The 24,823-nt window shown below is 69.4% G+C and carries 23 protein-coding genes; 18 read left to right on the forward strand and 5 right to left on the reverse strand.

Annotated features, from left to right (window positions below; translation table 11 throughout):
* Both ACHFFZ_RS16360 and ACHFFZ_RS16365 read right to left on the reverse strand, forming a co-directional pair.
* The coding region (locus ACHFFZ_RS16360) for an acyltransferase family protein (protein WP_394277654.1) at window positions 1-1,097 on the reverse strand (1,097 nt) is incomplete at its 3' end.
* Window positions 1,098-1,189: 92 nt separating this feature from the next.
* Window positions 1,190-1,834: an amino acid-binding protein gene (locus tag ACHFFZ_RS16365; protein WP_394277655.1), complete on the reverse strand. Its 645-nt coding sequence runs from the start codon at window positions 1,832-1,834 to the stop codon at window positions 1,190-1,192.
* Between the two features lie 106 nt (window positions 1,835-1,940).
* Between ACHFFZ_RS16365 and gatC the strand changes: the two genes are divergently transcribed.
* Genes gatC through gatB form a run of 3 tightly spaced genes read left to right on the forward strand, consistent with a single transcriptional unit; the run spans window position 1,941 to window position 5,229 of the window.
* Complete coding sequence (gene gatC / locus ACHFFZ_RS16370; protein ID WP_394277656.1) at window positions 1,941-2,237, forward strand: Asp-tRNA(Asn)/Glu-tRNA(Gln) amidotransferase subunit GatC; 297 nt, start codon at window positions 1,941-1,943, stop codon at window positions 2,235-2,237.
* Complete coding sequence (gene gatA, locus ACHFFZ_RS16375; protein WP_394277657.1) at window positions 2,237-3,742, forward strand: Asp-tRNA(Asn)/Glu-tRNA(Gln) amidotransferase subunit GatA; 1,506 nt, start codon at window positions 2,237-2,239, stop codon at window positions 3,740-3,742. The genes gatC and gatA overlap by 1 nt, the downstream gene beginning before the upstream one ends.
* Complete coding sequence (gene gatB, locus ACHFFZ_RS16380) at window positions 3,739-5,229, forward strand: Asp-tRNA(Asn)/Glu-tRNA(Gln) amidotransferase subunit GatB (protein WP_394277658.1); 1,491 nt, start codon at window positions 3,739-3,741, stop codon at window positions 5,227-5,229. The genes gatA and gatB overlap by 4 nt, the downstream gene beginning before the upstream one ends.
* A 162-nt stretch (window positions 5,230-5,391) precedes the next feature.
* Here gatB and ACHFFZ_RS16385 read toward each other — a convergent pair whose 3' ends face one another.
* Complete coding sequence (locus tag ACHFFZ_RS16385; protein ID WP_394277659.1) at window positions 5,392-5,676, reverse strand: dihydrofolate reductase family protein; 285 nt, start codon at window positions 5,674-5,676, stop codon at window positions 5,392-5,394.
* A gap of 127 nt (window positions 5,677-5,803) precedes the next feature.
* Window positions 5,804-6,400, reverse strand: coding sequence for a TetR/AcrR family transcriptional regulator (locus tag ACHFFZ_RS16390; RefSeq protein WP_394277660.1), 597 nt, complete (start codon window positions 6,398-6,400; stop codon window positions 5,804-5,806).
* A gap of 72 nt (window positions 6,401-6,472) precedes the next feature.
* Between ACHFFZ_RS16390 and ACHFFZ_RS16395 the strand changes: the two genes are divergently transcribed.
* The 6 genes from ACHFFZ_RS16395 (at window position 6,473) to ACHFFZ_RS16420 (ending at window position 14,672) form a co-directional block, all read left to right on the forward strand.
* Window positions 6,473-8,209 (forward strand): oleate hydratase, encoded by a 1,737-nt coding sequence (locus ACHFFZ_RS16395; RefSeq protein WP_394277661.1) that lies wholly within the window; start codon window positions 6,473-6,475, stop codon window positions 8,207-8,209.
* Between the two features lie 113 nt (window positions 8,210-8,322).
* A complete protein-coding gene (locus tag ACHFFZ_RS16400; RefSeq protein ID WP_394277662.1) occupies window positions 8,323-9,684 on the forward strand; it encodes a nucleobase:cation symporter-2 family protein in 1,362 nt (453 codons plus the stop codon).
* A gap of 185 nt (window positions 9,685-9,869) precedes the next feature.
* Window positions 9,870-11,558 (forward strand): L-lactate permease, encoded by a 1,689-nt coding sequence (locus ACHFFZ_RS16405; protein WP_394277663.1) that lies wholly within the window; start codon window positions 9,870-9,872, stop codon window positions 11,556-11,558.
* A 50-nt stretch (window positions 11,559-11,608) separates the two neighbouring features.
* On the forward strand, window positions 11,609-12,412 hold the full coding sequence (locus ACHFFZ_RS16410; RefSeq protein ID WP_394277675.1) for a (Fe-S)-binding protein: 804 nt from the start codon (window positions 11,609-11,611) through the stop codon (window positions 12,410-12,412).
* Between the two features lie 14 nt (window positions 12,413-12,426).
* On the forward strand, window positions 12,427-13,971 hold the full coding sequence (locus ACHFFZ_RS16415; protein ID WP_394277676.1) for a LutB/LldF family L-lactate oxidation iron-sulfur protein: 1,545 nt from the start codon (window positions 12,427-12,429) through the stop codon (window positions 13,969-13,971).
* Window positions 13,971-14,672 carry a lactate utilization protein C gene (locus ACHFFZ_RS16420; RefSeq protein WP_394277664.1) on the forward strand — a complete coding sequence of 234 codons (702 nt, stop codon included), beginning with the start codon at window positions 13,971-13,973 and terminating at the stop codon, window positions 14,670-14,672. Before ACHFFZ_RS16415 ends, ACHFFZ_RS16420 begins: the two co-directional genes overlap by 1 nt.
* A 20-nt stretch (window positions 14,673-14,692) precedes the next feature.
* Here ACHFFZ_RS16420 and ACHFFZ_RS16425 read toward each other — a convergent pair whose 3' ends face one another.
* Window positions 14,693-15,358, reverse strand: coding sequence for a TIGR03085 family metal-binding protein (locus ACHFFZ_RS16425; protein ID WP_394277665.1), 666 nt, complete (start codon window positions 15,356-15,358; stop codon window positions 14,693-14,695).
* 37 nt (window positions 15,359-15,395) lie between these two features.
* Between ACHFFZ_RS16425 and hisI the strand changes: the two genes are divergently transcribed.
* The 9 genes from hisI to ACHFFZ_RS16470 form a co-directional block, all read left to right on the forward strand.
* Window positions 15,396-15,758: a phosphoribosyl-AMP cyclohydrolase gene (gene hisI, locus ACHFFZ_RS16430; protein WP_394277666.1), complete on the forward strand. Its 363-nt coding sequence runs from the start codon at window positions 15,396-15,398 to the stop codon at window positions 15,756-15,758.
* Window positions 15,755-17,266 carry an anthranilate synthase component I gene (locus ACHFFZ_RS16435; RefSeq protein ID WP_394277667.1) on the forward strand — a complete coding sequence of 504 codons (1,512 nt, stop codon included), beginning with the start codon at window positions 15,755-15,757 and terminating at the stop codon, window positions 17,264-17,266. Before hisI ends, ACHFFZ_RS16435 begins: the two co-directional genes overlap by 4 nt.
* A complete protein-coding gene (locus ACHFFZ_RS16440) occupies window positions 17,263-17,766 on the forward strand; it encodes a hypothetical protein (protein WP_394277668.1) in 504 nt (167 codons plus the stop codon). Before ACHFFZ_RS16435 ends, ACHFFZ_RS16440 begins: the two co-directional genes overlap by 4 nt.
* A 15-nt stretch (window positions 17,767-17,781) precedes the next feature.
* Complete coding sequence (locus tag ACHFFZ_RS16445) at window positions 17,782-18,060, forward strand: HGxxPAAW family protein (protein WP_394277669.1); 279 nt, start codon at window positions 17,782-17,784, stop codon at window positions 18,058-18,060.
* Entirely contained in the window at window positions 18,057-18,863 is an 807-nt protein-coding gene (gene trpC, locus ACHFFZ_RS16450; RefSeq protein ID WP_394277670.1) for an indole-3-glycerol phosphate synthase TrpC, read from the forward strand. Before ACHFFZ_RS16445 ends, trpC begins: the two co-directional genes overlap by 4 nt.
* The gene (gene trpB, locus ACHFFZ_RS16455) at window positions 18,863-20,188 is read left to right on the forward strand and encodes a tryptophan synthase subunit beta (RefSeq protein WP_394277671.1); all 1,326 of its coding nucleotides are present in this window, start codon (window positions 18,863-18,865) and stop codon (window positions 20,186-20,188) included. The genes trpC and trpB overlap by 1 nt, the downstream gene beginning before the upstream one ends.
* On the forward strand, window positions 20,185-21,045 hold the full coding sequence (gene trpA / locus ACHFFZ_RS16460) for a tryptophan synthase subunit alpha (protein ID WP_394277672.1): 861 nt from the start codon (window positions 20,185-20,187) through the stop codon (window positions 21,043-21,045). Before trpB ends, trpA begins: the two co-directional genes overlap by 4 nt.
* Before the next feature lie 7 nt (window positions 21,046-21,052).
* Window positions 21,053-21,865, forward strand: coding sequence for a prolipoprotein diacylglyceryl transferase (gene lgt, locus ACHFFZ_RS16465; protein ID WP_394277673.1), 813 nt, complete (start codon window positions 21,053-21,055; stop codon window positions 21,863-21,865).
* A 76-nt stretch (window positions 21,866-21,941) separates the two neighbouring features.
* A partial coding sequence (locus ACHFFZ_RS16470; RefSeq protein ID WP_394277674.1) for a glutamate synthase central domain-containing protein occupies window positions 21,942-24,823 on the forward strand: 2,882 nt, incomplete at its 3' end.

Below are 24,823 nucleotides of genomic sequence, written 5' to 3' on the forward strand. Positions count from 1 at the left end.
CGGAAGAAGACCTCGGCCAGCAGCAGCGCCGCGGCGATGCCCAGCACGATCGACAGCTGGCGCTGGCCGGGCAGGAGGTAGTCCATCGAGACCAGCAGCGGTTCATGGGTGAGGTACAGGCTGAAGGAACGGCTGCCCAGCCACTCCACCGTCGGACGGGTGCCCCAGGCCTCCAGCTTCCGGTTGCCGAGCAGGTAGAGCACGATACCGCTGGCGCCCAGCACCACCAGCACCTCGCTGGCCACCGTCCACCAGTCCGTGCCCAGCGCGCCGGAGCCCACCGGCCACCAGGCCGCCCCGGCCAGCCAGATGCTCACCAGCATCCACAGCACCCCCTGCGCGCGGCTCCACCGCGCGATGGTGGCGGTGATCGCCCCGGCGTGGTGCGCGATCACGACGCCCACCAGGAAGACCGGCAGGTAGTGCAGCGAGCCCCAGTGCAGGTACTGCCCGACGGCCACCGCCGCCAGGGCGGGCAGCAGCAGGAGCCAGGAGCGGCGGCCGCAGGCCACCACGATCCAGATGTAGAGCGGCAGCAGCAGCGAGAACCACATCTCCCACTGCAGGGACCACAGCGGAGTGTTCAGCGAGCTGACGCCGAAGAGCAGCACCAGGCTGTTCACGGTGCCGCGCAGGCCCACCTGCCCGGCATGGATCTGGGCCCACCAGCTGTGGTCGCCTCCAGTGGTCCGCGGCACGGCAATGGCCCAGGCCAGGGCCAGCAGCACCGAGCCGACCACGGGAAGGTAGAGGCGCGGCAGCCGACCGGCGTAGTAGGTGAGCCAGCTGCGGCCGCCCTCGAAGCGGGCCGGCGCCAGGACCAGGCCGGACAGGACGAAGAAGGCGATGACCGCTGCGCGCCCGTCCCAGAAGAGGTGGACCGGGGCCAGCGTCAGCCAGGGGTGGGTGTGCATCGCGCTGGCTGGGTCGCGGTAGACATCGGCCAGTCCGGGGACCAGCAGCAGGGCGTGGTGCACGACGACGATGAAGGCGGCCACTCCGCGCAGGCCGTCCAGGGCATGGGATCGCGGCATCCGACTGCCGGTGGCCGGCCTTGCCCCCTGTGTGGCGGGCAGTGCCCGGCGTGGCTCGCTCACGTGTCTGGCTCCCCCCGAATGGACGATCCAAACCACCCTAGGCCCGAGGTGGTTCCCCGATCGTGGCCCGAGAACACCTTCTCAGGGGGGTATCAGCCCCGGGGATGTCGTGCGGGCAGGCAGGACAGGGCGGCCAGGTGCTCCAACCGGTGCCGTTCGGAGGCGAGGAAGACGGGGCCCCCGGCCCGTCCGAGCAGCAGGCTGCGGCGCTCGTCGATGGGGGCGACGGCCACCAGGGTCTCCGACCAGTGGGGCAGCCACTGCGCGGGCAGGGTGACGGCGTGCGGGCGGTCGAGGGGACCGAAGCTGGCCAGGGCCGCGGCGTCCAGCTCGGGTGCCTGCGCCCCGAGGGGGCCGAGCGTGCCCGACTGGTGGTCGACCACCGCGGCCCACTGGCAGTGGAAGACCTCGGGTGCCTCGGAGACGAGGATGTCGAGCGCGCGGCCGGGGTCGTCGAGCATCGCGTCGAGCAGTTCGATGTCGCCCTGGATCCCCCAGGACTCCGGATAGCGCGAGACCCACAGCACCTTGACGCCCTCCAGCTCGTCGCAGGCGCTGACCAGCGTGTCCATCATCATGCCGGGCGGCACCGAGACGATGAAGTCGTCGACGGCGCGCTCCCCGAGGGTCTCCAGCACCTCGACGGCGATGATGTCGACGTCGACGCGTCCCATGGCGCTGGCCACCACCCCGAGGGATCCGGGGCGTGAGGGCAGTTCGACGCGCAAGAGGTGCATTGCTCCACTGTGCCAAATTTTCGCGGCTGGAGACGGTGCCGGAACTGTCGGTGCCCACCCCTAGGATGTGCAAGGACGAATCCAACGACCTTCCAGGAGATGCATCGTGGCGTTGACGCCGGATGATGTGGCCCGCCTCGCGGCGCTGGCCCGCATCGAGTTGACCGACCAGGAGCTGGGCACGCTCGCCGCCCAGCTCGACGGAATCCTCGAGTCGGTGGCGAGCGTCGCCCAGGTGGCCGGTGACGACATCCCGCCCACCACGCACGCCCTGCCGCTGCGCAATGTCTTCCGGGAGGACGAGGTGCGGCCGTCGCTGAGCCCCGAGCAGGTGCTCGCCGCCGCGCCCGACGCCGAGGACGGCCGCTTCCGCGTTCCCCGCATCCTCGACCAGGAGGCCTGATGAGCACCGTGATCCTCACCGCCACCGCCGCCCAGCTGGGCGAGTGGATCGCCGCGGGAAGCCCCACCTCGGTGGAGGTGACCCAGGCCTTCCTCGACCGCATCGAGCAGGTGGAGCCCACCGTCAACGCCTTCATCAGCGTCGACGCCGAGGGTGCCCTGGCCCAGGCTGCCCGCATCGACGAGCGGATTGCCGCCGGGGAGCAGCTCGGCCCGCTGGCCGGCGTCCCCATCGGTGTGAAGGACCTGCTGTGCTACCAGGCGCTTCCCACCACGGCCGCCTCCAGGATGCTGGAGAACTGGACGCCGCCCTATGACGCGACCATCATCGAGCGCCTGCTCGAGGCGGGCCTCGTGATCGTCGGCAAGACCAACCTGGACGAGTTCGCGATGGGCTCGACCACCGAGAACTCCGCCTTCGGCGTCACCCGCAACCCATGGGACGTCGAGCGCGTCCCGGGTGGCTCAGGTGGCGGCTCGGCGGCGGCGCTGGCAGCGCTCGAGGTGCCGCTGGCGATCGGTACCGACACCGGCGGCTCGATCCGCCAGCCCGCCAGCTTCACCGGCACCGTCGGCGTCAAGCCCACCTATGGCGGCACCTCTCGCTATGGCGTGGTCGCGATGGCCTCCAGCCTTGACCAGCCGGGCCCCTGCGCCCGCACCGTGGCCGACGCTGCCCTCCTGCACCAGGTGATCGCCGGGCACGACCCGCGCGACTCCACCTCGGTGGACCAGCCGGTGCCGCCGGTGGTCGAGGCGGCCACCAGTGGCGACGTCAAGGGACTTCGGGTCGGCATCGTGCGCGAGCTCGAGGGAGAGGGCTTCGCTCCCGAGGTGATGGAGCGTTTCGAGGCCGCCGTCGCCGCCCTGCGCGAGGCCGGCGCCGAGGTGGTCGAGGTCGAGTGCCCCAATTTCGCCCATGCCGTGAGCGCCTACTACCTGGTGATGCCCAGCGAGGTCTCCAGCAACCTGTCGCGTTATGACGCGATGCGCTACGGCCTGCGCGTGGGTGACGACGGCGAGAACTCCACCGAGCAGGTGATGCGGATGACCCGCGGCGCCGGTTTCGGCCCCGAGGTGAAGCGCCGCATCATCATCGGCACCTATGCCCTGTCCAGTGGCTACTACGACGCCTACTACGGCTCGGCCCAGAAGGTGCGCACGCTCATCCAGCGCGACTTCGAGGCCGCCTTCGCCGACTGCGACGTGCTGATCAGCCCCACCGTTCCGAGCACTGCCTGGAAGCTGGGGGAGCGCATTGACGACCCGCTGGCCCTGTACGCGTCCGACCTGTGCACCATCCCGTCAAACATGGCCGGCAATGCCTCGGCCTCCTTCCCCTTCGGCCAGGCCAGTGGCCTGCCGGTCGGGGTGCAGGTGATGGCGCCGCCGATGGCGGACGACCGGCTCTACCGCGTCGGTGCGGCCCTGGAGAGGGTCATGCCCGTGGCACTGGCCCCCTTCGCGAGCGACCCGACCCAGAGCACCCAGGAGGTGCAGGCATGAATGACGAACTGATGGACTACGACGAGGTCCTGGAGCGCTTCGACCCCGTGCTGGGCCTGGAGGTGCACGTCGAGCTGAGCACCGCCAGCAAGATGTGGTGCGGCTGCTCCGCCGCTCCCGGTGGCGAGCCGAACACGCGCGTCTGCCCGGTCTGTCTGGGACTTCCCGGCTCGCTGCCGGTGGTCAACCGCAAGGCGGTCGAGTCGGCCATCCGAATCGGGCTGAGCCTCAACTGCGAGGTGGCCGAGTGGTCGCGCTTCGCGCGCAAGAACTACTTCTACCCGGACATGACCAAGGACTACCAGATCAGCCAGTCCGACGAGCCGATCTGCCACGACGGACACGTGGACGTCGAGGTGGACGGCAGGACCTTCCGCGTCGAGGTGGAGCGGGTCCACATGGAGGAGGACGCCGGCAAGTCGACCCACGTGGGCGGCATCGGACGTATCCAGGGCGCCAGCCACTCCCTGTTGGACTACAACCGCGCCGGCGTGCCGCTGATGGAGATCGTGACCCGGCCCATCACCGGCTGCGGCGAGTACGCGCCCCAGGTGGGTCGCGCCTACATGGCCTACCTGCGCGACATGATGAAGGCGCTGGGCGTCTCGGAGGCGCGCATGGAGCAGGGCAACATGCGTTGTGACGCCAACATCTCGTTGATGCCCAAGGGCAGCGACGTCTTGGGCACCCGCACCGAGACCAAGAACGTCAACTCGCTGCGTTCGGTGGAGGAGACCCTGCGCTACGAGATGCGTCGCCAGGGTGCGATCCTGGCCGGCGGCGGCAAGGTCAAGCAGGAGACCCGGATGTGGCAGGAGGACGGTGGCTACACCACCCCCGGCCGCTCCAAGGAGCAGGCGGAGGACTACCGCTACTTCCCCGAGCCGGACCTGGTGCCGATCGCCCCGAGTCGTGAGTGGGTGGAGCAGTTGCGCGCCACCCTGCCCGAGCCGCCGGCCGAGCGTCGCAAGCGGGTCGTGGCCGAGTGGAGCCTGTCGGAGCGCGAGATGGGCGACATCGAGGCGATCGGTGCGCTGGACCTGATCGAGGAGACGGTGAAGGCCGGGGCCTCCCCGCAGGCTGCCCGCAAGTGGTGGACCGGTGAGCTGGCCCGTCGCGCCAATGAGGCCGGCCTCGCGCTGGACGAGGTGGGCATGGCCCCCGCGCAGGTCGCCGCGCTGCAGCAGCTGGTGGACGACAAGGTCGTCAACGACAAGCTGGCCCGCCAGGTCATCGAGGGCGTCATCGCCGGCGAGGGTGAGCCGGCCGAGGTGGTCGAGAAGCGCGGCCTGGCCGTGGTCAGTGACGACGGCGCCCTGGGGGCAGCCGTCGACGAGGTGATCGCCGCCAACCCCGACGTGGCCGACAAGATCCGCGACGGCAAGGTGCAGGCCGCCGGCGCGCTGATCGGCCAGGTGATGAAGGCGATGAAGGGCCAGGCCGATGCCGGGCGCGTGCGCGAGCTGATCATGGAGAAGCTCGCCTGATCAGCACACCTGGTAGGTAACCCCCACGAACTGGCCCACCTGACGGCTCCCGACGAGTCGCAGGTGGGCCGCTTCGATGATGCGCGGCAGCAGGCGCTTCCCGGCGGACAGGAAGGCCGGGGCGAGGGTGATCGTGACCCGGTCGAGCCGCCCCGCGTCGAGTCACGGGCCGGCCAGGTCACCACCCCCGCCCTGGACCCAGATGGTCTTTTCGCCCGCCGCCTGTTCGAGGGCGGACAGGTGGTCGGCGACCGAGCCGTTGCAGAAGCGGACATCGGCACCATGGGGAGCGGGCAGCTGGCGCGAGGTGAAGACGAAGACGGGTCGGGTGCCGAACCAGGCCTGCCAGAGCTCGGCGGAGTGCAACACGTCCTCCTGGCGGAGCAGCCACTCGTAGGTGTGGGAACCCATCACGAGCACGCCGGCCTCCCCGAGGAAGGGTGCCATGTCGGGGGGCTCACCCTCGACGGCGAAGGGCCAGGCGAGGCTGTCGTGCTCGTCGGCGAGGAAGCCGTTGGCGGTGGTGGCAGAGGACTAGACACTGCGGGCCATCAGCCCATTGTGCCGTACCGGTTCAGGGGTGGGCGCCGTGGACGGCGACGGTGATCATCTCGGTGAGGCCCTGCTCCAGCGCCTCACGGGCAGCCTTTCCGGTGCGGGCCCGGTTGACCTCCATCAGGCCCCCAGCGATGACCAGGCGGGCCGCGGCGGCGGCGTGCCTGGTCGGCTGCGCCTGGGTGATGACCCCGGCGATGGCAGACTCCAGCTCCGCGACCAGCGCCACGACCGACCGTTGGTGGGGGCCGTCGGTGCCGAAGAGCAGTTCGCGCGCGATGGCGGCGCAGGTTTGCGGCTCCAGCGTGGAGGTGTCGACCAGCGGTTGCAGCAACTCCCGGATGGCCACCACCGGATCGTCGTGGGTGGGGGCCGCCAGGACGAGGGGGACCTGGCCGGACCATCGTTCGGCGGTCACCATCATCAGCAGTTCGGCCTTGGTGGCGGCATAGGTGAAGACGGTGCCGATGGCGATGTCGGCGTCGCGGGCCACCTGGGCCATCGTCATGGACTCGTAGCCGACACTGCGCAGGTGGGCCTGTGCGGCGGCGAGGATGCGTGCCCGCTTGGCGGCCTTGGCTGCTTCTCGTCGCCCCGGGGTCTGGTTCTCGGCCATGGGTGGAACTATAGTGGACTCAAAATTGAGTGCGCTCACAAATGAAGCCACCACCCGATCGTTGGAGGAGTCATGTACCACAGCAGCGGCAACTACGAGGCCTTCGCCCGTCCTCGCAAGCCGGAAGGCGTCGACGACAAGCACCTGTGGATCGTCGGGTCAGGGCTGGCGGGCCTGGCGGCGGCAGTCTTCGCGGTGCGTGATGCCCAGCTGCCCGGCCAGCAGGTCACCATCCTTGAGAAGGGACACCTGGCCGGCGGCGCCATGGACGGCATCGAGGAGCCGGAGCGCGGCTTCGTCATCCGCGGCGGACGCGAGATGGAGGACCACTTCGAATGCCTGTGGGACCTCTTCCGCTCGATCCCCTCGCTCGAGGTCGACGGCTCGGTGCTCGACGAGTTCTACTGGCTCAACAAGGACGACCCCAACTACTCCCTGCAGCGCGCCACCATCAAGCAGGGCCAGGATGCCGGGCTCGCCGGGAAGTTCGGGCTGTCCAGCAAGGCGCAGAAGGACCTGCTCAAGGTCTTCCTGGCCAGTCGCGAGTCATTGGAGGGCAAGCGGATCAACGAGGTGATGGGCCGCGACTTCCTGGATGCGCCCTTCTGGCTCTACTGGCGCACCATGTTCGCCTTCGAGGAGTGGCACAGCGCCCTGGAGTTCAAGCTCTACCTGCACCGTTTCGTCCACCACATCGGGGGCCTGCCCGACTTCAGCGCGCTGAAGTTCACCAAGTACAACCAGTACGAGTCGCTCGTGCTGCCGATGACCCAGTGGTTGCTCGACCAGGGGGTCACCTTCCAGTACGGCACCGAGGTCACCGACGTCGACTTCTCCTTCGCCGGGACGAGCAAGCAGGCCACCCGGATCGACTGGATCCGCGACGGCGCCGAGGGCGGAGTCGACCTCACTGCCGACGACGTGGTGCTGATGACCATCGGCTCGCTGGTGGACAACTCCGACAATGGCGACCAGCACACGCCCGCCCGTCTCGTCGAGGGACCGGCACCCGCGTGGGAGCTGTGGAAGCGAATCGCCAGGAAGGATCCCTCCTTCGGTCACCCCGAGGTCTTCTGCAGCTCGATCCCCGAGACCAAGTGGGAGTCGGCCACCGTCACCACGGTCGACGAGCGCATTCCCGAGTACATCCGTCGCGTGGCCAAGCGTGATCCGCTGTCGGGTCGCGTGGTCACCGGCGGCATCGTCACCGCCCAGGACTCGTCCTGGCTGCTGAGCTGGACGGTCAACCGCCAGCCCCACTTCAAGAAGCAGGCGCCCGGCCAGGTGGTGGTGTGGGTCTACTCGCTGTTCGTTGACCGCCCGGGCGACTACGTCACCAAGCCGATGCAGGAGTGCACTGGCGAGGAGATCACCAAGGAGTGGCTGTACCACCTCGGGGTCCCCGTGGACCAGATCGACGGGCTGGCGGCCACGGGCGCCAAGTGCGTGCCGGTGATGATGCCCTATGTGACCAGCTTCTTCATGCCACGCCATGCCGGCGACCGTCCCGCCGTCGTCCCCGAGGGGGCGGTGAACTTCGGCTTCCTCGGACAGTTCGCCGAGACCGGCCGCGACACCATCTTCACCACCGAGTACTCGGTGCGCACCGGCATGGAGGCCGTCTACGAGCTCTTCGGCGTGGAGCGCGGCGTCCCGGAGACCTTCAACTCCACCTATGACGTGCGCACCCTGCTCAGGGCCACTGCCGCCATGCGTGACGGCCGCAAGGTGCGCCTGCCACGCCGGGTGTCTGCCCGGCTGGACCGTACCGCGCTGGGCCGGCTGGTCCGCGAGGCCGAGGTGATCTGACCCGGTGTGGGAGCGGTGCTCCCACGAGTGGTAGAACGGACCGTCCGCCGCGCACCCGCCGGTGCGTGGCGGCCGAGTTCTCCCACACCTCGTCAAAAGGACACCAGTTCGCCGTGAGCACCAACGCCACCACCATCCCCGCCGTCCGTCCCGAGGACGAGAAGATCCCGGTCGCCAAGGCCTTCCTCTACGGTTTCCAGCACATCCTGAGCATGTACGGCGGCGTGATCGCCATTCCCCTGATCGTGGGGTCCGCGGCCAAGCTGCCCCCGGAGCAGGTGGGGATGCTGGTGGCCTCCGCCCTGTTCGTCTCCGGCCTGGCCACCCTGGTGCAGTCCCTTGGCCTGCCCGGACTGGGCTCCAAGCTGCCGCTGGTCAACGGCACCACCTTCGGCGCGGTCTCGACCATGCTCGCCATCATCGGCAGCGGCGGGGGCCTGCCGGTGATCTACGGCTCGGTGATCGTGGCGGGCATCGTCGGTTTCCTGCTGGCACCCCTGTTCAGCCGCATCCAGCGCTACTTCCCGCCGGTGGTGACCGGCACCATCATCGCCGCAATGGGCCTGAGCCTGCTACCGGTGGCCGCCGGCTGGGTGGCCGGCAACCAGCCCGGGGGAGCGAGCCTGACCAACCTGGCACTGGCCGCCTTCACCCTGGTGGTGGTGCTGGTGTGCACCCGCGTCCCGGCCCTGTCGCGCGTCGGCATCCTGGTGGGGATCACCGCCGGCACCCTGCTGGCGGCAGTCCTTGGCCAGGTCGACTTCAGCGGAGTGGGCAAGGGGGCCGTCGTGGCCCTGCCGACGCCCTTCTTCTTCGGCGCACCCCAGTTCGAGATCGGCGCGATCATCTCGATGGTGGTGGTCATCATCGTGACGCTGATGGAGATCATGGCCGACCTGTTCGCGGTGGCCAAGGTGGTGGGCACCGACGTGGACCGACGACGCATCACCCGGGGCCTGCGCGCCGACATGGCCGCGACCATCATCGCGCCGGTCTTCAACTCCTTCCCGCCCACGGCCTTCGCGCAGAACGTCGGCCTGATCGCGGTGACCAAGGTGAAGTCGCGCTACACCGTGGCCGCAGGAGCCGTGCTGCTGATCCTGCTGGGCCTGTTCCCGCTGCTCGGCCGGGTGGTGGCCTGCGTGCCGTCGCCGGTGCTCGGCGGCGCCGGTGTCGTGCTCTTCGGCTCGGTGGCCGCGGCCGGCATCCAGACCTTGCAGCAGGCGGACTTCGAACGCGGCAACAACATCTTCGTGGTGGCGACCTCCCTGGCCCTGGTCGTCTTCCCGATGGCGGTGCCCGGCATCTACACAGCGCTGCCCACCTGGCTGGAGATGGTCCTGGGCTCGGGCATCTCGGCCGCTGCGATCAGTGCCGTCCTGCTCAACCTGCTGCTCAATGGACGTCACGCGAACCGCGGTGCCCTGGGTGACGAGATGGAGGCCGTGCCGGCTCCGGAGCCCTTCGAGGACTGAACCGTTTGACACAGCTTTCCCGGCCGGGTCGAGGCGCCAGTGCTGGAGCCCCGACGCGGCCTTCATTTACGTGTGAAAAATGTGCCGGAATGTTCGTGGGAAAAGATGTGGCAGATGCTTGCCAGAGCTGTGGACTGACCATACGCTCGGTGGAGTAGGACCACCTCTGGGACAACGGAGTTTCCATGCACCTGCTTCAGACCTTCACGCCGACCAGTGACCCCTTGGGAGCCCAGTGGCTCTCGGCGCTGGTCGCCCTGCTGCCCATCCTCACCATGCTGGTGACCCTCGGCGCCCTGCGCTGGAAGGCCCACCATGCCGCCGGCATCAGCTGGCTGGTCGCCCTGCTGGTGGGTGTGCTTGCCTTCAAGATGCCGATCGCCATGGCCCTGGCGACCAGCGTCCAGGGCTTCGTCTATGGCCTCTTCCCGATCGTGTTCATCCTGCTCTCGGCCATCTGGATGTACCAGGTGACGGTGATCAGCGGCCGCTTCGACGACCTGCGCCGCACCTTCTTCCTGATCAGCGATGACCCCCGCATCCTGGGCATCCTGATCGCCTTCTGCTTCGGCGGCCTGCTCGAGGCCCTGGCCGGCTTCGGTGCCCCCGTCGCCATCGCCGCGGCCATGTTGATCGCGGTCGGCTTCGGCAAGCTGCGGGCCGCCCTCACCGCCCTGGTCGCCAACACCGTTCCGGTGGCCTTCGGCGCCGTCGGCCTGCCCGTGCTGATGGCCGCCAAGGCCGGTGAGGTGCCGGTGCAGATGGTTGCCGAGGTGACCGCCCGTGTCTGCGCGATGCTCTGCCTGGTGGTGCCCTTCCTGCTGCTGTGGATCATGGACGGCAAGAAGGGTGTCAAGGAGTGCTGGCCCTTCGGCCTGTTCGTCGGCATCGTCTTCGGCATCACCAAGGTGATCGTCGCCGCGACGCCCGTGTTCAACCTCACCGAGGTCTTCTGCGCCGTGATCAGCGTTGCGCTGGCGATGGTCTTCCTCAAGGTGTGGCAGCCCAAGGGTGGCCACGAGGCGGCCGGGCGGATCGGCATCCCGATGGACCCCAGCGTCGAGACCGAGCCCATCAAGGCCCAGGCCACCGGCGCCGAGGGCCTGACCGCCGCCCGCATCTGGATGTCGCTGGTGCCCTACATCCTGGTCATCGTGGTCTTCTCCATCGCCGCCCTGCCCGCCGTGAAGTCCCTGCTGGCCAGTGCCGACCAGAAGATCGCGTGGCCCCTGCTGGGCGGCCTCAACTCCGTGACCGGACAGCCCGCCGGGCACCGCTCCTACACCCTGCCCCTGCTGAGCCAGCCCGGCTTCCTGCTGGTCCTGGTGGCCCTGATGGTCGGGCTCGTCTACCGGGTGCCCATGAAGGAGGTCTTCGCCGAGCTCGGCCGAAATGCCGCCAAGATGAAGTTCAGCGCACTCACCATCGGACTGGTCGTCGCCCTGGCCTATGTGATGGGCGACTCCGGCCAGACGCTGGCCCTGGGCCTGTTCGTCGCCGGCGCCGGCGCCCTGTACCCCTTCCTGGCCCCGATCCTCGGCTGGATCGGCACCTACGTGACAGGTTCCGACACCTCGGCCAACCTGCTGTTCAGCAACCTGCAGTCCAGCGTCGGCACCCAGATCGGCACCGGCTCGCACCTGGGCACCGAGACGATGCGCGGCCTGCTGGTCGGCACCGGCGGTGCCGGTGGCGTGGTGGGCAAGATGATCTCGCCCCAGTCGCTCACCATCGCCGCCACCGCCATCGGACTGGCCGGTGGCGAGTCGGTGATCCTGCGCAACATCTTCAAGTACTCCATCGTCCTGCTGGTGATGATGTGCATCCTCGCCGGCCTCATGTCCACCCCCGTCCTGTCCTGGCTCGTCCCGTGAGCCAGGCCAGGACCCGTCACGACCGTCCCACCACCACTGGAGGCAAGCCCATGACCACCCCGATCGTCCCGGTAGAGGGACCGCTGCACACCGGCGAGCAGCCGGGCAAGGGCAAGAAGGTCGCCCTGTTCATCACCTGCATCAATGACGTGATGTTCCCCGGCACCGGCCAGGCCACCGTCAAGCTGCTGGAGCGCCTCGGCTGCACCGTCGAGTTCCCGCGCGAACAGACCTGCTGCGCCCAGATCACCACCAACACCGGTTACTTCGACGAATCGATCCCCCAGGTGCGCCAGTACGTCAAGGCCTTCGGTGACTACGATTACGTGGTCTCGCCGTCAGGCTCCTGCACCGCCGCGGTGCGGGAGCAGCACCCCATGCTGGCCAAGCACTCCAAGGACGCCGGCCTTCAGCGCGAGGTGGACCGCGTCAGCCAGCAGGTCTACGACATCACCGAGTTCCTGGTCGACGTGCTGGGCGTCACCGATGTCGGTGCCTACTTCCCGCACGCCGTCACCTACCACTCCTCCTGTCACGGCAACCGGCTGCTGCGCCTGGCCGACCGCCCGCTGGAGCTGCTGCGCAATGTGCGCGGGATGACCCTGCTGGAACTGCCCAATGCCGAGGAGTGCTGCGGCTTCGGCGGCACCTTCAGCATCAAGAATGCCGACGTCAGCGCCGCGATGGCCGCCGACAAGGCACGCCATGTGCGCGAGACCGGTGCGGAATTCGTCGTCGCCGGTGACAATTCGTGCCTGATGAACATCGGCGGTGTTCTCAGCCGCCAGAACTCGGGGGTCAAGCCCATCCACCTGGTGGAGATCCTCGCCAACACCGAGGAGGCCACGGCATGACCACCAACCAGCAGATGCAGAAGCCGGCCACCGGCCCGGTGCGCGTCGTCGACGGCAACCAGGGCGTGGCGCGCTTGACCCCCGCACCCACCCAGCCCGGCACCTACCTGGGGATGCCCAAGTTCCCCAAGGCTGCCAAGAAGGCACTGGAACTGGGCGTGCAGCGCAAGAACATGCGCAATGCCACCACCACCATCCGCAACAAGCGCGCCATGCGCGTGGAGGAGACCCCGGACTGGGAGGAGCTGCGCACCGCCGCCGCCGCCATCAAGGACCGGGTGGGCCGCCACCTCGACCACTACCTGGTCCAGGCCGAGGAGAACCTGACCCGCAACGGCGTCCACGTCCACTGGGCACGCGATGCCGAGGAGGCCAACCGCATCGTCGCTGAGATCGCGAAGGCCAAGCAGGTCGACGAGGTGGTCAAGATCAAGTCGATCACCACCCAGGAGACCGACCTCAACGAGTACCTCGAGGAACAGGGCATCGCGGCTTGGGAGACCGACCTGGCCGAGCTGATCGTCCAGCTTGGCCACGACCGCCCCAGCCACATCGTGGTGCCCGCCATCCACCGCAACCGGGCCGAGGTGCGTGAGATCTTCCTGCGCGAGATGGGCCGCTACGGCCGTCCCGCACCGGCCGACATCACCTCGAACCCGCCGGAGCTGGCCGACGCCGCCCGCATCCACCTGCGCGAGAAGTTCCTGCGCGCAGAGATGGCCGTCAGTGGCGGCAACTTCATCGTCGCCGAGACCGGCTCGCTGGTGATCGTCGAGAGCGAGGGCAATGGCCGCATGTGCCTGACCCTGCCCAAGACGCTGGTGAGCATCGTCGGCATCGAGAAGGTGCTGCCCACCTTTGAGGACCTCGAGGTCTTCCTCAAGTTGCTGCCGCGCTCGGCCACCGGCGAGCGGATGAACCCCTACAACTCGATCTGGAGCGGCGTCCACGAGGGCGACGGACCCCAGGAGCAGCACATCATCCTGCTCGACAACGGACGCACCGACGTGCTCGCCGACGAGCTGGGCCGCGAGGTGCTGCGCTGCATCCGCTGCGCTTCCTGCCTGAACATCTGCCCCGTCTACGAGCGCACCGGCGGCCACGCCTATGGCTCGGTCTACCCCGGCCCCATCGGTGCGGCGCTCAACCCGCAGCTGCGCGGGGTGGAGCACGACGTCGACCGCGGACTTCCCTATGCCTGTTCGCTGTGCGGCGCCTGCAATGACGTGTGCCCGGTGAAGATCCCCTTCACCGACATCCTGGTGCACCTGCGCAACCGCGTGGTGCAGGCGGAGAAGGCCGACAAGGTGCCGCGCGACATCGAGGTGGGCACCGAGATGGCGCTGATGAAGACGGCGAAGTGGGTGATGGGCGATGCCAAGCACTTCGAGGCGGTCCAGATGGGTTCCTCGCTGGCCGGCAAGGTGCTGGGTGGCCGCACCCTCGGCCCGATCCCGGCCCCCGTCGCAGACCGGTGGCTGCGCTACCGCGATGTCGAGGACGTACCCAAGCAGAGCTTCCGCCAGTGGTGGAAGGCCAACCGACAGGAGGGCAAGTGATGACCACGCACAGCAGTGGCACCGCCACCATCAGCACCGACAAGGCCGCGCGTGAGGAGATCCTCGCCCGGATCCGTCGCGCCAGCACCGACGTCACCGAGAAGGACCCGGTGGCCGACGTGGCCGTCGACTGGACCTATGGCTCCGGGCTCCCGATCGAGGACGTGGTGGGGGAGTTCGTCGAGAAGGTGCTCGACTACGACGCGGCTGTGGTGCGGGTCTCCCGCGCCGACGTTCCCAAGGCCGTCGTCGACGGCCTGATGTCCACCGGCGCCACTTCCAGCGTCGTCGTCCCGGCGGGGCTCGACGAGTCGTGGACGGCGGCGATCCGCGAGCACGGCCTGGAGATCCGCACAGATTCCGCCGAGCTGTCCAATCAGGTGCTCAACGAGACCGACGCGGTGGTGACGGCGGCGGCCTCGGCGATCGCCGACACCGGCACGATCGTGCTGACCCACGGCCCCGACCAGGGGCGCCGCGCCATCAGCCTGGTCCCGGACCGGCACATCTGCGTCGTGCTGGCCAGCCAGGTGGTCTCCGACGTTCCCGAGTCGATCGCGGTGGTCAAGCCGGCGATCGTCGAGGGCCAGCCGATGACGATGATCTCGGGTGGCTCGGCCACCAGCGACATCGAGCTGAGCCGCGTCGACGGGGTGCACGGCCCGCGCCAGCTGCACGTGATCGTCGTCGACGACGCCTGAGCAACCGGCGCTGCGGCAGGTCAGAGCCCGATACTGGCCTGCTGCAGCGCCACCACGTCCTCAGGCGCGCCGCGCAGCTCGACCGCTGCTGCCTCGGTGCGGCCGAAGCAGAACAGCAGCAGCTCACTGGCAAGGCCGCGCAGCACCACCCCCTCGCCCTCACCGCCCAGCCGCACAGGATTGCCCACCGGGCCACCGTCGGCGGCATCCAGCCGCTGCATGCTGACGGCCACCGGGCTTCGGCGCACCATCAGCCGGCCCATGCTGGACACGCGCTTCCAGCAGACCTCCTGGGCGCTCTCGTCCAGTGCTCGCGGCGCGTGCATCCCGAATTCCGGAGCCTGGGCGCGACGCACGTCCTCGTGGTGGACGAAGTACTCGGTGGCATTGCCGGCCTCATCCAGACCGGGCAGGGCGAAGAGGCTGAAACGGGGCGGGCCCTTGCGGATCCGGCCGATCAGTTCCTCGTAGCCGAGCTTGCGCTTGAGCGCGTCCATGCGTCGCTCGGTGAGCCCTTCCAGTGGGGCGGCGATCATGCCGGGCATGGCGAGCGGGTCGGTCTCGCGCAGCCACAGGTGGGCGGCCATGTCGTGGGTCTGCCATCCCTCGCACAGGGTGGGGGCATCGGGGCCGAGTTCCTCGAGCAGGTCGCACAGGGCCAGACGTTCGTCTTGTGAGAAGGACATGGCTCGATCCTAGGCGCGCATCGGGGACAATGGACGCATGCCTCTTGATCCCCGCCTTGCCCAGCGCCTGCGTCGCAATCCAGACGGGCTGGTGGCTGCCGTCGTCGTCGACGCCACCACCGGTGCCGTGCTGATGATGGCCTGGATGGACGACGAGGCCCTCGACCGCACCCTGACCACCCGCCGCGCCACCTACTGGTCGCGCAGCCGCCGGGAGTACTGGATCAAGGGCGAGACCAGCGGCAACACCCAGCACGTGCGCGAGGTGCGCCTCGACTGCGACGGCGACACCCTGCTGCTCCGGGTGGACCAGCGCGGCGGGGCCTGCCACACCGGCGATGACAGCTGCTTCGACGCAGACCTTCTGCTGGCCGACGACGCGGCCGGGCCTGTCCGATGACTGCCCTCGACATCCAGATCAGCCCCGACCTGGACGGTTTTCGCGCCCAGGCCCGCACCCGTCGCGTGATCAGCGTCACTGCTCGTCTGGTGGCCGACGATCTCACCCCGGTGGCTGCCTACCACCAGCTGTGCGGCACCCGGGAGCTCACCTACCTGTTCGAGTCGGCCAATGCCGGCGTCTGGTCGCGGTGGAGCTTCGTCGGGGTCAATGCCGCCGCCACGCTCACCGAGCGCGAGGGCCGCGCCCAGTGGCTGGGGCGTCGGGTCGCGGGCCTGTCCACCGACTCCGACCCGCTGACCGCGCTGCGCGAGAGCCTGCGGGTGCTGCACACCGAGCGCGATCCCGAGCTGCCGCCCTTCACCTCGGGCATGGTCGGCTACCTGGGCTATGACGTGGTGCGCCGGCTGGAGCAGCTGCCCGACACCTGCGTCGACGACCTGCAGGTGCCCGAGCTGACGATGATGCTGGCCAGCGACCTGGTGGTCTTCGACCACAAGCTGGGCGAGGTCTGGCTGGTGGCCAATGCGGTGAACTTCGACGACTCGCCCGAGCGCCTGGAGCAGGCCCACGCCGATGCTGTCGGGCGTGTCAGGGCACTGGCCGAGCAGCTGAGCCAGCCCCGACCCTCCCTGCTGGCCCAGCGGGGACCGGCCCCGACGCAACCCGTCCAACGCCAGCGCACCGACGCCGACTTCCTGGGCATGGTGGAGCAGGCCAAGGAGGAGATCCGCGCCGGCGAGATCTTCCAGGTGGTGCCCAGCCAGCGCTTCGACCTGCCCACCGAGGTCGACGCCCTGGACGTCTACCGGGAGCTGCGCGCCACCAATCCCAGCCCCTACCTGTACCTGATGCGCCTGCCCGGCTTCGCCATCGTCGGCTCCAGCCCCGAGGCGCTGGTGACGGTCACCGACGGCGTGGCGACGACTCACCCGATCGCCGGCACCCGGCCCCGCGGCGCCACGCCCGCCGAGGACCACCAGCTGGAACTGGACCTGCTGGCCGACGAGAAGGAGGCCAGCGAGCACCTGATGCTGGTCGACCTGGGGCGCAATGACCTGGGCCGGGTCTGCCGTCCCGGCACCATCGAGGTCACAGAGTTCATGCACGTGCGCCGCTACAGCCACGTGATGCACCTGGAGGCGGCCGTCACCGGTGAGGTGGCCGAGGGCACCACTGGGCTCGACGTCACCCTGGCCTGCTTCCCCGCCGGCACCCTGTCGGGCGCTCCCAAGGTGCGGGCGATGGAGATCATCGACCGTCTGGAGACCACCAGGCGTGGCATCTACGGGGGAGTGGTGGGCTACTTCGACTTCGCCGGCAATGCCGATGCCGCCATCGCCATCCGCACCGCCTTGTTGAAGGACGGCATCGCCCATGTCCAGGCCGGCGCTGGCGTGGTCGCCGACTCGGTTCCCGAGAAGGAGAACACCGAGACGCAGGACAAGGCAGCCGGGCCGCTGGACGCGGTGCGTCGCGCCGCCGGGTTGAGGAGCCTCGGCCGATGATCCCCCCAATGAAGAAGGCCAGCTCTGCGCAGAAGGCCGTCGCCTGGATCGCACCGGCCGTGGCCGCAATCCTCGCCCTGGCCCTCGCCTCGCGCTGCGGAGACCAGGCAGACCTGGTGCGGACCATTGCGTGGTCGTTGCTCGCGGCAGTCGGGCTCTCCCTGCTGGCACGACGGCTCGGCCGCCGCCTGGTCGCACTCGTCGTGCTGCTGCTGGGTGCCGGTCTGGCGATGGCCGTGGTGCGCGGCCAGGCCCACGATGCCCTGCTGGGCGCGTCGGCCCTGGCCGCAATGGGCGGGCTCACCCAACTGGTATTCGCGCCCCGCTGGGCCACCCGCGACGCCCGCTTCGACCGGACCACCGTGGGCGGACCGCCGCAGACGGATCTGGACGTGTGGAAGGCCTTCGATGCGGGCCTGGACCCCACCGCCGACCACGAGCAGCACACGAAGCCCATCCGGAGCGGAAATGACGGTAGTCTCGCTCCTCGAGAGCACTGACGACCAGGAGGACCGATGACCCACCTTCAGCACAACACGTCGCCCGAGACCCCCAAGCTGCGCGTCAAGCACGAGCGCCAGCTGCACTACCACGAAGGCAAGTCTCCCGCCGCCTGGGTCGGCACGTGGATCGCGCTCGCAGGCTTCCTGGTCCTCACCTACACCGCGAGCTTCGGCTTCGGGCGCTTTGGCTGGCCGGGCGTCATCGTCCCGGCCGCCATCATCCTCATCGGCGGCATCGTCACCCTGGTGATGAAGTCCGCCGGCTATGGAACCCCGGCCCGCGACCTGTGAGCCCCTCGGTCCTCGACCAGATCATCGTCGGTGTCCGAGCCGACATGGCCGAGCGGCAGGCCACGACTGGTCTCGCCGAGCTACGTGAACGCGCCCTGGCACGTCCCGCGGCGCTCGACGTCCTGTCGCGCCTGCGCGCTCCCGGGCTGTCGGTGATCAGCGAGGTCAAGCGATCCAGCCCGTCCAAGGGGGCGCTGGCCACCATCGAGGACCCGGCTGCCCTGGCCGCCCGGTACGAGCAGGGCGGCGCCAGCGTCGTGAGCGTCCTCACCGAGCAGCGACGCTTCAACGGCAGCCTGGCCGACCTGGACGCCGTGCGCGAGCGCGTCGGGATCCCGGTGCTGCGCAAGGACTTCGTCGTCGACCCCTACCAGGTGTGGGAGGCCCGCGCCCACGGCGCCGATCTGGTCTTGCTGATCGTCGCCGCCCTCGACGACGAGTTGCTGCGCTCCCTGCACGACCTGGTCGTCGAACTCGGCATGGCGCCGCTGGTGGAGGTGCACACCCCCGAGGAGGCGCAGCGCGCCACCGCGCTCGGCGCCGAGCTGGTGGGGGTCAACAACCGCAACCTCAAGACCCTCGAGGTGGACCTGGCGCAATTCGGCCGTCTTGTGGGACTGCTCGGCCAGGACACCGTCAAGGTGGCAGAGTCGGGTGTGCTCACCCCCGCAGACGCCGCCCTGGTGGCCTCGCAGGGGGCGGATGCCGTCCTGGTCGGCGAGGCGCTGGTGCGCCACGGCGATCCCACGGCGGCGATCCGCGCCATGGTCGCCGCGGCGGCCGCCACTTCCCAGGAGGACTGATGACCCTGCCCGATTCCCGTGGGCACTTCGACGACTTCGGGGGACGCTTCGTCCCCGAGGCCCTGCAGGCAGCCCTCGACGAGCTGCAGCAGGCCTTCACCGAGGCCGAGGCCGACCCCGACTTCCACGCCGAGCTGGCGCGCCTGCGACGCGACTACGCCGGCCGTCCCACCCCCATCTGGGAGGCGCGACGCTTCGCCGAGCACTGCGCCGCCGAGGGCTCCCAGGGCGCGACGATCGTGCTCAAGCGCGAGGACCTCAACCACACGGGCAGCCACAAGGTGAACAACGTGCTGGGTCAGGCACTGCTCACCAGGCGCATGGGCAAGAAGCGCGTCATCGCCGAGACCGGCGCCGGCCAGCACGGCGTGGCCACCGCCACCGCCGCCGCCCTGTTCGGGCTGGAGTGCCGCATCTACATGGGCAAGGTGGACACCGAGCGCCAGGCGCTGAACGTCGCCCGCATGCAGATGCTGGGCGCCGAGGTGGTGGCCGTCGAGGCCGGCTCCATGACGCTCAAGGACGCCATGAACGAGGCCATGCGCGACTGGGTGACCAATGTGGACACCACCCACTACCTGATCGGCACCGTCGCCGGCCCCGCACCCTTCCCGATGCTGGTGCGCGAGTACCAGCGCATCATCTCCACCGAGACGCGCGCCCAGGTGCTGGAGCGCTACGGTCGCCTGCCCGATGCCGTCGCAGCCTGCGTCGGTGGCGGCTCCAATGCCATGGGCATCTTCGCCGACTTCGTCCCCGATTCCGAGGTGGGCCTGTACGGCTTCGAGGCTGCCGGTGACGGGGTCGAGACGGGCCGACATGCCGCCACCATCACGGCCGGCCGCACGGGCGTGCTGCACGGCATGCGCACCTATGTCCTGATGGACGACGACGGCCAGACCATCGAGAGCCACTCCATCTCGGCGGGCCTCGACTACCCGGGCGTCGGCCCGGAGCACGCCTGGCTGGCCAAGACCGGGCGGGCGCAGTACCTGCCGGTCACCGACGCCGAGGCGATGAAGGCGCTGAAGCTGCTCACCGAGACCGAGGGCATCATGCCGGCCATCGAGTCGGCCCATGCCGTCGCCGGCGCGCAGAAGCTTGCGCTGGAGCTCACCGCGAAGGCACCCGACAGCAAGCCCCTGATCGTGGTCAACATCTCCGGCCGCGGTGACAAGGACGTCGACACCGCCATCAGCTACTTCGGCATCGACGGTTCGGTCGACGAGACCACCGGCCGCCTGGCCACCGACGAGTCGCGCAGCAAGCTCGCCGAGGACAAGGTCGAGGCCGCCGAGCACGACGTCGAGGGGGAACAGAAGTGAGCAGCTACCCCAACACCACGTTCACCGACGAGGCACGACTGGGAAAGTCCGGTCATGCCTATGCCGAGGCCCGCAACGAGGGGCGCGCCGCCCTGGTCGGCTACCTGCCGGTCGGCTTCCCGGACGTACCGGGCTCCCTCGACGCGATGAAGGCCCTGTGCGAGGGCACCGATGGCGTCGGTGTCGACGTGGTCGAGGTGGGCATGCCCTATTCAGACCCGGTGATGGACGGGCTGGCGATCCAGCACGCCACCACCCGCGCCCTGGAGCGAGGGGTGCGCACCCGTGACGTGCTGAAGGCGGTCGAGGCCGTCGCTGCCACCGGGACGCGCGCCACCGCGATGATCTACTGGAACCTGGTGGAGACCTACGGCGTGGATTCCTTCGCCCGAGACTTCGCCAATGCCGGCGGATGCGGCCTGATCACGCCCGACCTGATCCCCGACGAGGCGGACGCCTGGATGGCCGCCTCCGAGGAGCACGGCCTGGACCGGATCTTCCTGGTGGCGCCGTCGTCCACCGATGCCCGGATCGCCTCCACCCTGGATGCCTGCCGCGGCTGGGTCTATGCCACCAGCGTGATGGGCGTCACCGGGGCCCGCACCAGCACCTCCTCGGCCGCGCCGGCCCTGGTGGCGAGGGTCCGCGAGGCCCGTCCGGAGCTGCCGGTCGGCGTCGGACTGGGCGTCTCGAACGGTGCCCAGGCAGCGGAGCTGGCGCAGGTGGCCGATGGCGTCATCGTCGGCTCGGCACTGGTGCACTGCCTGCTGCGCAACGAGGAGTCGGGCAGCCGTGACCTGGCCGAGCTGCGGGCGCTGGTCGACGACCTGGCCCGCGGCGTGCGTGGCGAGGCCTGATCCGGCCGTGCTGCTGAGCATTCCCAGCCCCGGCTGGTCGGCCTTCCACCTGGGCCCCGTGGCGATCCACGCCTATGCCCTGTGCATCCTGGCGGGGATCGTCGCCGGCTCGGTGCTGGCCCGTCGCCGCTACCAGGCGCAGGGCGGCGATCCGCAGGTCTTCGAGGACGTTCTGGCCGTCGCCGTGGTCTCGGGCATCGTCGGGGCGCGGCTCTACCACGTCATCACCGACCACCAGCTCTACTTCGGCCCCGGCCGCAACCCGGTCGAGGCGCTCTACATCTGGAATGGCGGGCTGGGGATCTGGGGGGCGGTGGCCGCCGGTGCGCTGGCGGTGTGGGTGATGTCGCGGCGCAAGGGCTTCTCCTTCGCCGCCTTCGCCGATGCCGGTGCGCCCGGACTGCTGCTGGCCCAGGCCATCGGGCGGCTGGGCAACTGGTTCAACCAGGAGCTCTTCGGGCGCCCCACCACGCTGCCGTGGGGCCTGGAGATCGACCCTGCCCACCGCCCCTCGGGCTTCGAGCAGTTCGCCACCTTCCACCCCACCTTCGCCTACGAGATGGGGTGGAACCTGGCCGGCGTGCTCGTGCTGCTGTGGGCCGAGCGGCGCTTCCGGCTGGCCCGCGGGCGCGTCTTCGCGCTCTACGTCGTCGTCTACTGCCTTGGTCGGCAGTGGATCGAGCACCTTCGCATCGACAGCGTGAACCACGTGGGCGGATTCCGGCTCAACGAGTACACCTCGCTCGTCGTGCTCCTCTGCGGGCTGCTGGCCTTCGTGCTGCTGGGCCGGCGACACAGGGGCGACGTGTCCAGCATGTGACGCGTAACGTCCCAGAAACATTGCCTCTCTAGCTTCGTCCGGGTCGGGAGACCGACCCCGACGATCGGAGATGAGCATGACCGTCTTTCCCCAGCGCCCCGCCCAGGGGCTCTACCGCCCCGAGCAGGAGCACGACGCGTGCGGCGTGGCCTTCGTGGCACGCCTGACCGCGGAGCCCTCCCACGAGATCGTCGCCCAGGGCCTGGAGGCCCTGCGCAACCTCGACCATCGCGGCGCCACCGGCGCTGACGAGGCAGCCGGTGACGGCGCCGGGATCATGATCCAGGTGCCCGACGACTTCCTGCGCGAGGCAAGCGGCCTCGCCCTGCCCGAACCGGGCGCCTATGCGGTCGGGATGGCCTTCCTTCCCGTCGACGAGGCAGCCCGCGACCTGGCCCGGATCAGCATCGAGAAGATCGCCCTGGAGGAGGGACTGAAGGTCCTCGGCTGGCGCGACGTGCCCGTCGAGACCCAGGGCCTGAGCCCCATCTCGCTGGGCGCCATGCCACACATGGCACACCTGCTGGTCTCCAGCCGCAGTGGGGAGCAGGGCCTCGATCTCGACCGCCTGGTCTACGTGCTGCGTCGCCGCGCCCAGAACGAGGCCGGCGTCTACTTCGCCTCGCTGAGCTCGCGCACCCTGGTCTACAAGGGCATGCTGACCACCGGCCAGCTGGAGCAGGTCTACCCCGAGCTCCACGACGAGCGGGTCCGCTCGGCCCTGGCCCTGGTGCACTCGCGCTTCAGCACAAACACCTTCCCCGCCTGGGAGCTGAGCCATCCCTTCCGGATGATCGCCCACAACGGCGAGATCAACACGCTCAAGGGCAACCGCAACTGGATGCGGGCTCGCGAGGCACTGCTGTCCAGCGACCTCATCCCCGGCGACCTCGAGCGCCTCTACCCGATCTGCACCCCCGGCGGGTCCGACTCGGCCAGCTTCGACGAGGTGCTGGAGCTGCTGCACCTGGCCGGGCGCAAGCTGCCCCACGCGGTGCTGATGATGGTTCCCGAGGCGTGGCAGAAGGACACGGAGATGAGCCGCGCCCACCGCGACTTCTACGAGTTCCACGCCCACGTGATGGAACCGTGGGACGGCCCGGCCTGTGTCACCTTCACCGACGGCACCCAGATCGGCGGCGTGCTCGACCGCAACGGCCTGCGCCCCGCCCGCTACTGGGTGACCACCGACGACCGCGTCATCTTCGCCTCGGAGGCGGGCGTGCTGCCCGTCGACCCCGCCGAGGTGGTGCAGAAGGGCCGCCTGCAGCCCGGCCGGATGTTCCTGGTGGACCTCGACGAGCACCGCATCGTCACCGACGAGGAGGTCAAGGACTCCCTGGCCGCCGAGCACCCCTACGGCCAGTGGCTGGCCGAGGGCCGGCTGAACCTCGACGAACTGCCCGAGCGCACCCACATCGTGCACTCGCACGCCTCGGTGACCCGTCGCCAGCAGCTGTTCGGCTACACCCACGAGGAGCTGCGCCTGGTGGTGGCCCCGATGGCCAACACGGGCGCCGAGACGATCGGGTCGATGGGCAGCGACACCCCGCTCGCGGCGCTCAGCGACCGGCCGAAGACGCTCTTCGACTACTTCACCCAGCTCTTCGCCCAGGTGACCAATCCGCCGCTGGACGCCATCCGCGAGGAGATGGTCACCAGCCTGGCCGGCACCATCGGTCCCGAGGCCAACCTGTTGAGCCCCGGGCCGGAGTCCTGCCGCCAGATGGTGATCCCGTACCCGATCATCGACTCCGACCAGCTGGCCAAGATCATCCGCATCAATGCCGACGGCGAGCACCCCGACTACCAGGCGCACGTGGTGCGCGGGCTCTACCCGGTCGACGGCGGCGGCGAGGCGCTGCGTCGCCGGCTGGACGAGATCCGCGCCGAGGTGAGCCAGGCGATCGCCGACGGCGCGCGAACCATCGTGCTCTCCGACCGGCACGCCGACCGCGAGCTGGCACCGATCCCGTCACTGCTGCTCACCAGCACCATCCACCACCACCTGGTGCGGGAGAAGACCCGCACCATGGCCGGCCTGGTCGTCGAGGCCGGCGACGTCCGCGAGGTGCACCACGTCGCGCTGCTGGTCGGCTACGGCGCGGCCGCGGTCAACCCCTACCTGGTCTTCGAGTCCGCCGAGGACATGGCCCGCCATGAGCTCTACGTGCAGACCGAGCCGGAGCAGGCCATCGGCAATGTCTACAAGGCACTGGGCAAGGGCGTGCTCAAGGTGATGAGCAAGATGGGCATCAGCACCATCCAGAGCTACACCGGCGCCCAGGTCTTCGAGGCAATCGGGCTTCGCAGCGACTTCGTCGAGGAGTACTTCACCGGAACCCCCACCCGGATCGAGGGCATCGGACTCGACGAGGTGGCCCGTGAGGTGCAGCTGCGCCACGAGCGCGCCTACCCGATCACGTCCAAGACGCCGCACCGCACCCTCGACGTCGGCGGCGAGTACCAGTGGCGTCGCGAGGGCGAGGAGCACCTGTTCACGCCCGAGACCGTCTTCCGGCTGCAGCACGCCACCCGCACCGGACGCTACGAGGTCTTCAAGCGCTACACCGACCTGGTCAACGACAACTCCCGACGCCTGATGACGCTGCGCTCGCTGCTGGACTTCAGCTCCGAGAGGCCCAGCATCAGCATCGACGAGGTGGAGCCGGTCAGCGAGATCGTCAAGCGCTTCTCCACCGGCGCGATGAGCTACGGCTCGATCAGCCAGGAGGCCCACGAGACGCTGGCGATCGCGATGAACCGCATCGGCGGCAAGTCGAACACCGGCGAGGGTGGCGAGGACGCCGAGCGCCTGCACGACCCACAGCGCCGCAGCGCCATCAAGCAGGTGGCCAGCGGCCGCTTCGGCGTCACCAGCGAGTACCTCAGCCATGCCACCGACATCCAGATCAAGATGGCCCAGGGCGCCAAGCCCGGCGAGGGCGGCCAGCTGCC

The organism is Luteococcus sp. (assembly GCF_043424415.1).
Taxonomy (GTDB): domain Bacteria; phylum Actinomycetota; class Actinomycetes; order Propionibacteriales; family Propionibacteriaceae; genus Luteococcus.

What these genes read in the sequence shown, in the direction of transcription:
- ACHFFZ_RS16365 (WP_394277655.1), bottom strand. Translation starts at nt 1,834, where the DNA reads ATGCACCTCTTGCGCGTCGAACTGCCCTCACGCCCCGGATCCCTCGGG.
- ACHFFZ_RS16445 (WP_394277669.1), top strand. Translation starts at nt 17,782, where the DNA reads ATGACCCACCTTCAGCACAACACGTCGCCCGAGACCCCCAAGCTGCGC.
- ACHFFZ_RS16410 (WP_394277675.1), top strand. Translation starts at nt 11,609, where the DNA reads ATGACCACCCCGATCGTCCCGGTAGAGGGACCGCTGCACACCGGCGAG.
- ACHFFZ_RS16435 (WP_394277667.1), top strand. Translation starts at nt 15,755, where the DNA reads ATGACTGCCCTCGACATCCAGATCAGCCCCGACCTGGACGGTTTTCGC.
- gatA (WP_394277657.1), top strand. Translation starts at nt 2,237, where the DNA reads ATGAGCACCGTGATCCTCACCGCCACCGCCGCCCAGCTGGGCGAGTGG.
- gatB (WP_394277658.1), top strand. Translation starts at nt 3,739, where the DNA reads ATGAATGACGAACTGATGGACTACGACGAGGTCCTGGAGCGCTTCGAC.
- ACHFFZ_RS16420 (WP_394277664.1), top strand. Translation starts at nt 13,971, where the DNA reads ATGACCACGCACAGCAGTGGCACCGCCACCATCAGCACCGACAAGGCC.
- ACHFFZ_RS16405 (WP_394277663.1), top strand. Translation starts at nt 9,870, where the DNA reads ATGCACCTGCTTCAGACCTTCACGCCGACCAGTGACCCCTTGGGAGCC.
- hisI (WP_394277666.1), top strand. Translation starts at nt 15,396, where the DNA reads ATGCCTCTTGATCCCCGCCTTGCCCAGCGCCTGCGTCGCAATCCAGAC.
- ACHFFZ_RS16390 (WP_394277660.1), bottom strand. Translation starts at nt 6,400, where the DNA reads ATGGCCGAGAACCAGACCCCGGGGCGACGAGAAGCAGCCAAGGCCGCC.
- ACHFFZ_RS16425 (WP_394277665.1), bottom strand. Translation starts at nt 15,358, where the DNA reads ATGTCCTTCTCACAAGACGAACGTCTGGCCCTGTGCGACCTGCTCGAG.
- ACHFFZ_RS16440 (WP_394277668.1), top strand. Translation starts at nt 17,263, where the DNA reads ATGATCCCCCCAATGAAGAAGGCCAGCTCTGCGCAGAAGGCCGTCGCC.
- ACHFFZ_RS16385 (WP_394277659.1), bottom strand. Translation starts at nt 5,676, where the DNA reads ATGGCACCCTTCCTCGGGGAGGCCGGCGTGCTCGTGATGGGTTCCCAC.
- ACHFFZ_RS16415 (WP_394277676.1), top strand. Translation starts at nt 12,427, where the DNA reads ATGCAGAAGCCGGCCACCGGCCCGGTGCGCGTCGTCGACGGCAACCAG.
- trpB (WP_394277671.1), top strand. Translation starts at nt 18,863, where the DNA reads ATGACCCTGCCCGATTCCCGTGGGCACTTCGACGACTTCGGGGGACGC.
- ACHFFZ_RS16395 (WP_394277661.1), top strand. Translation starts at nt 6,473, where the DNA reads ATGTACCACAGCAGCGGCAACTACGAGGCCTTCGCCCGTCCTCGCAAG.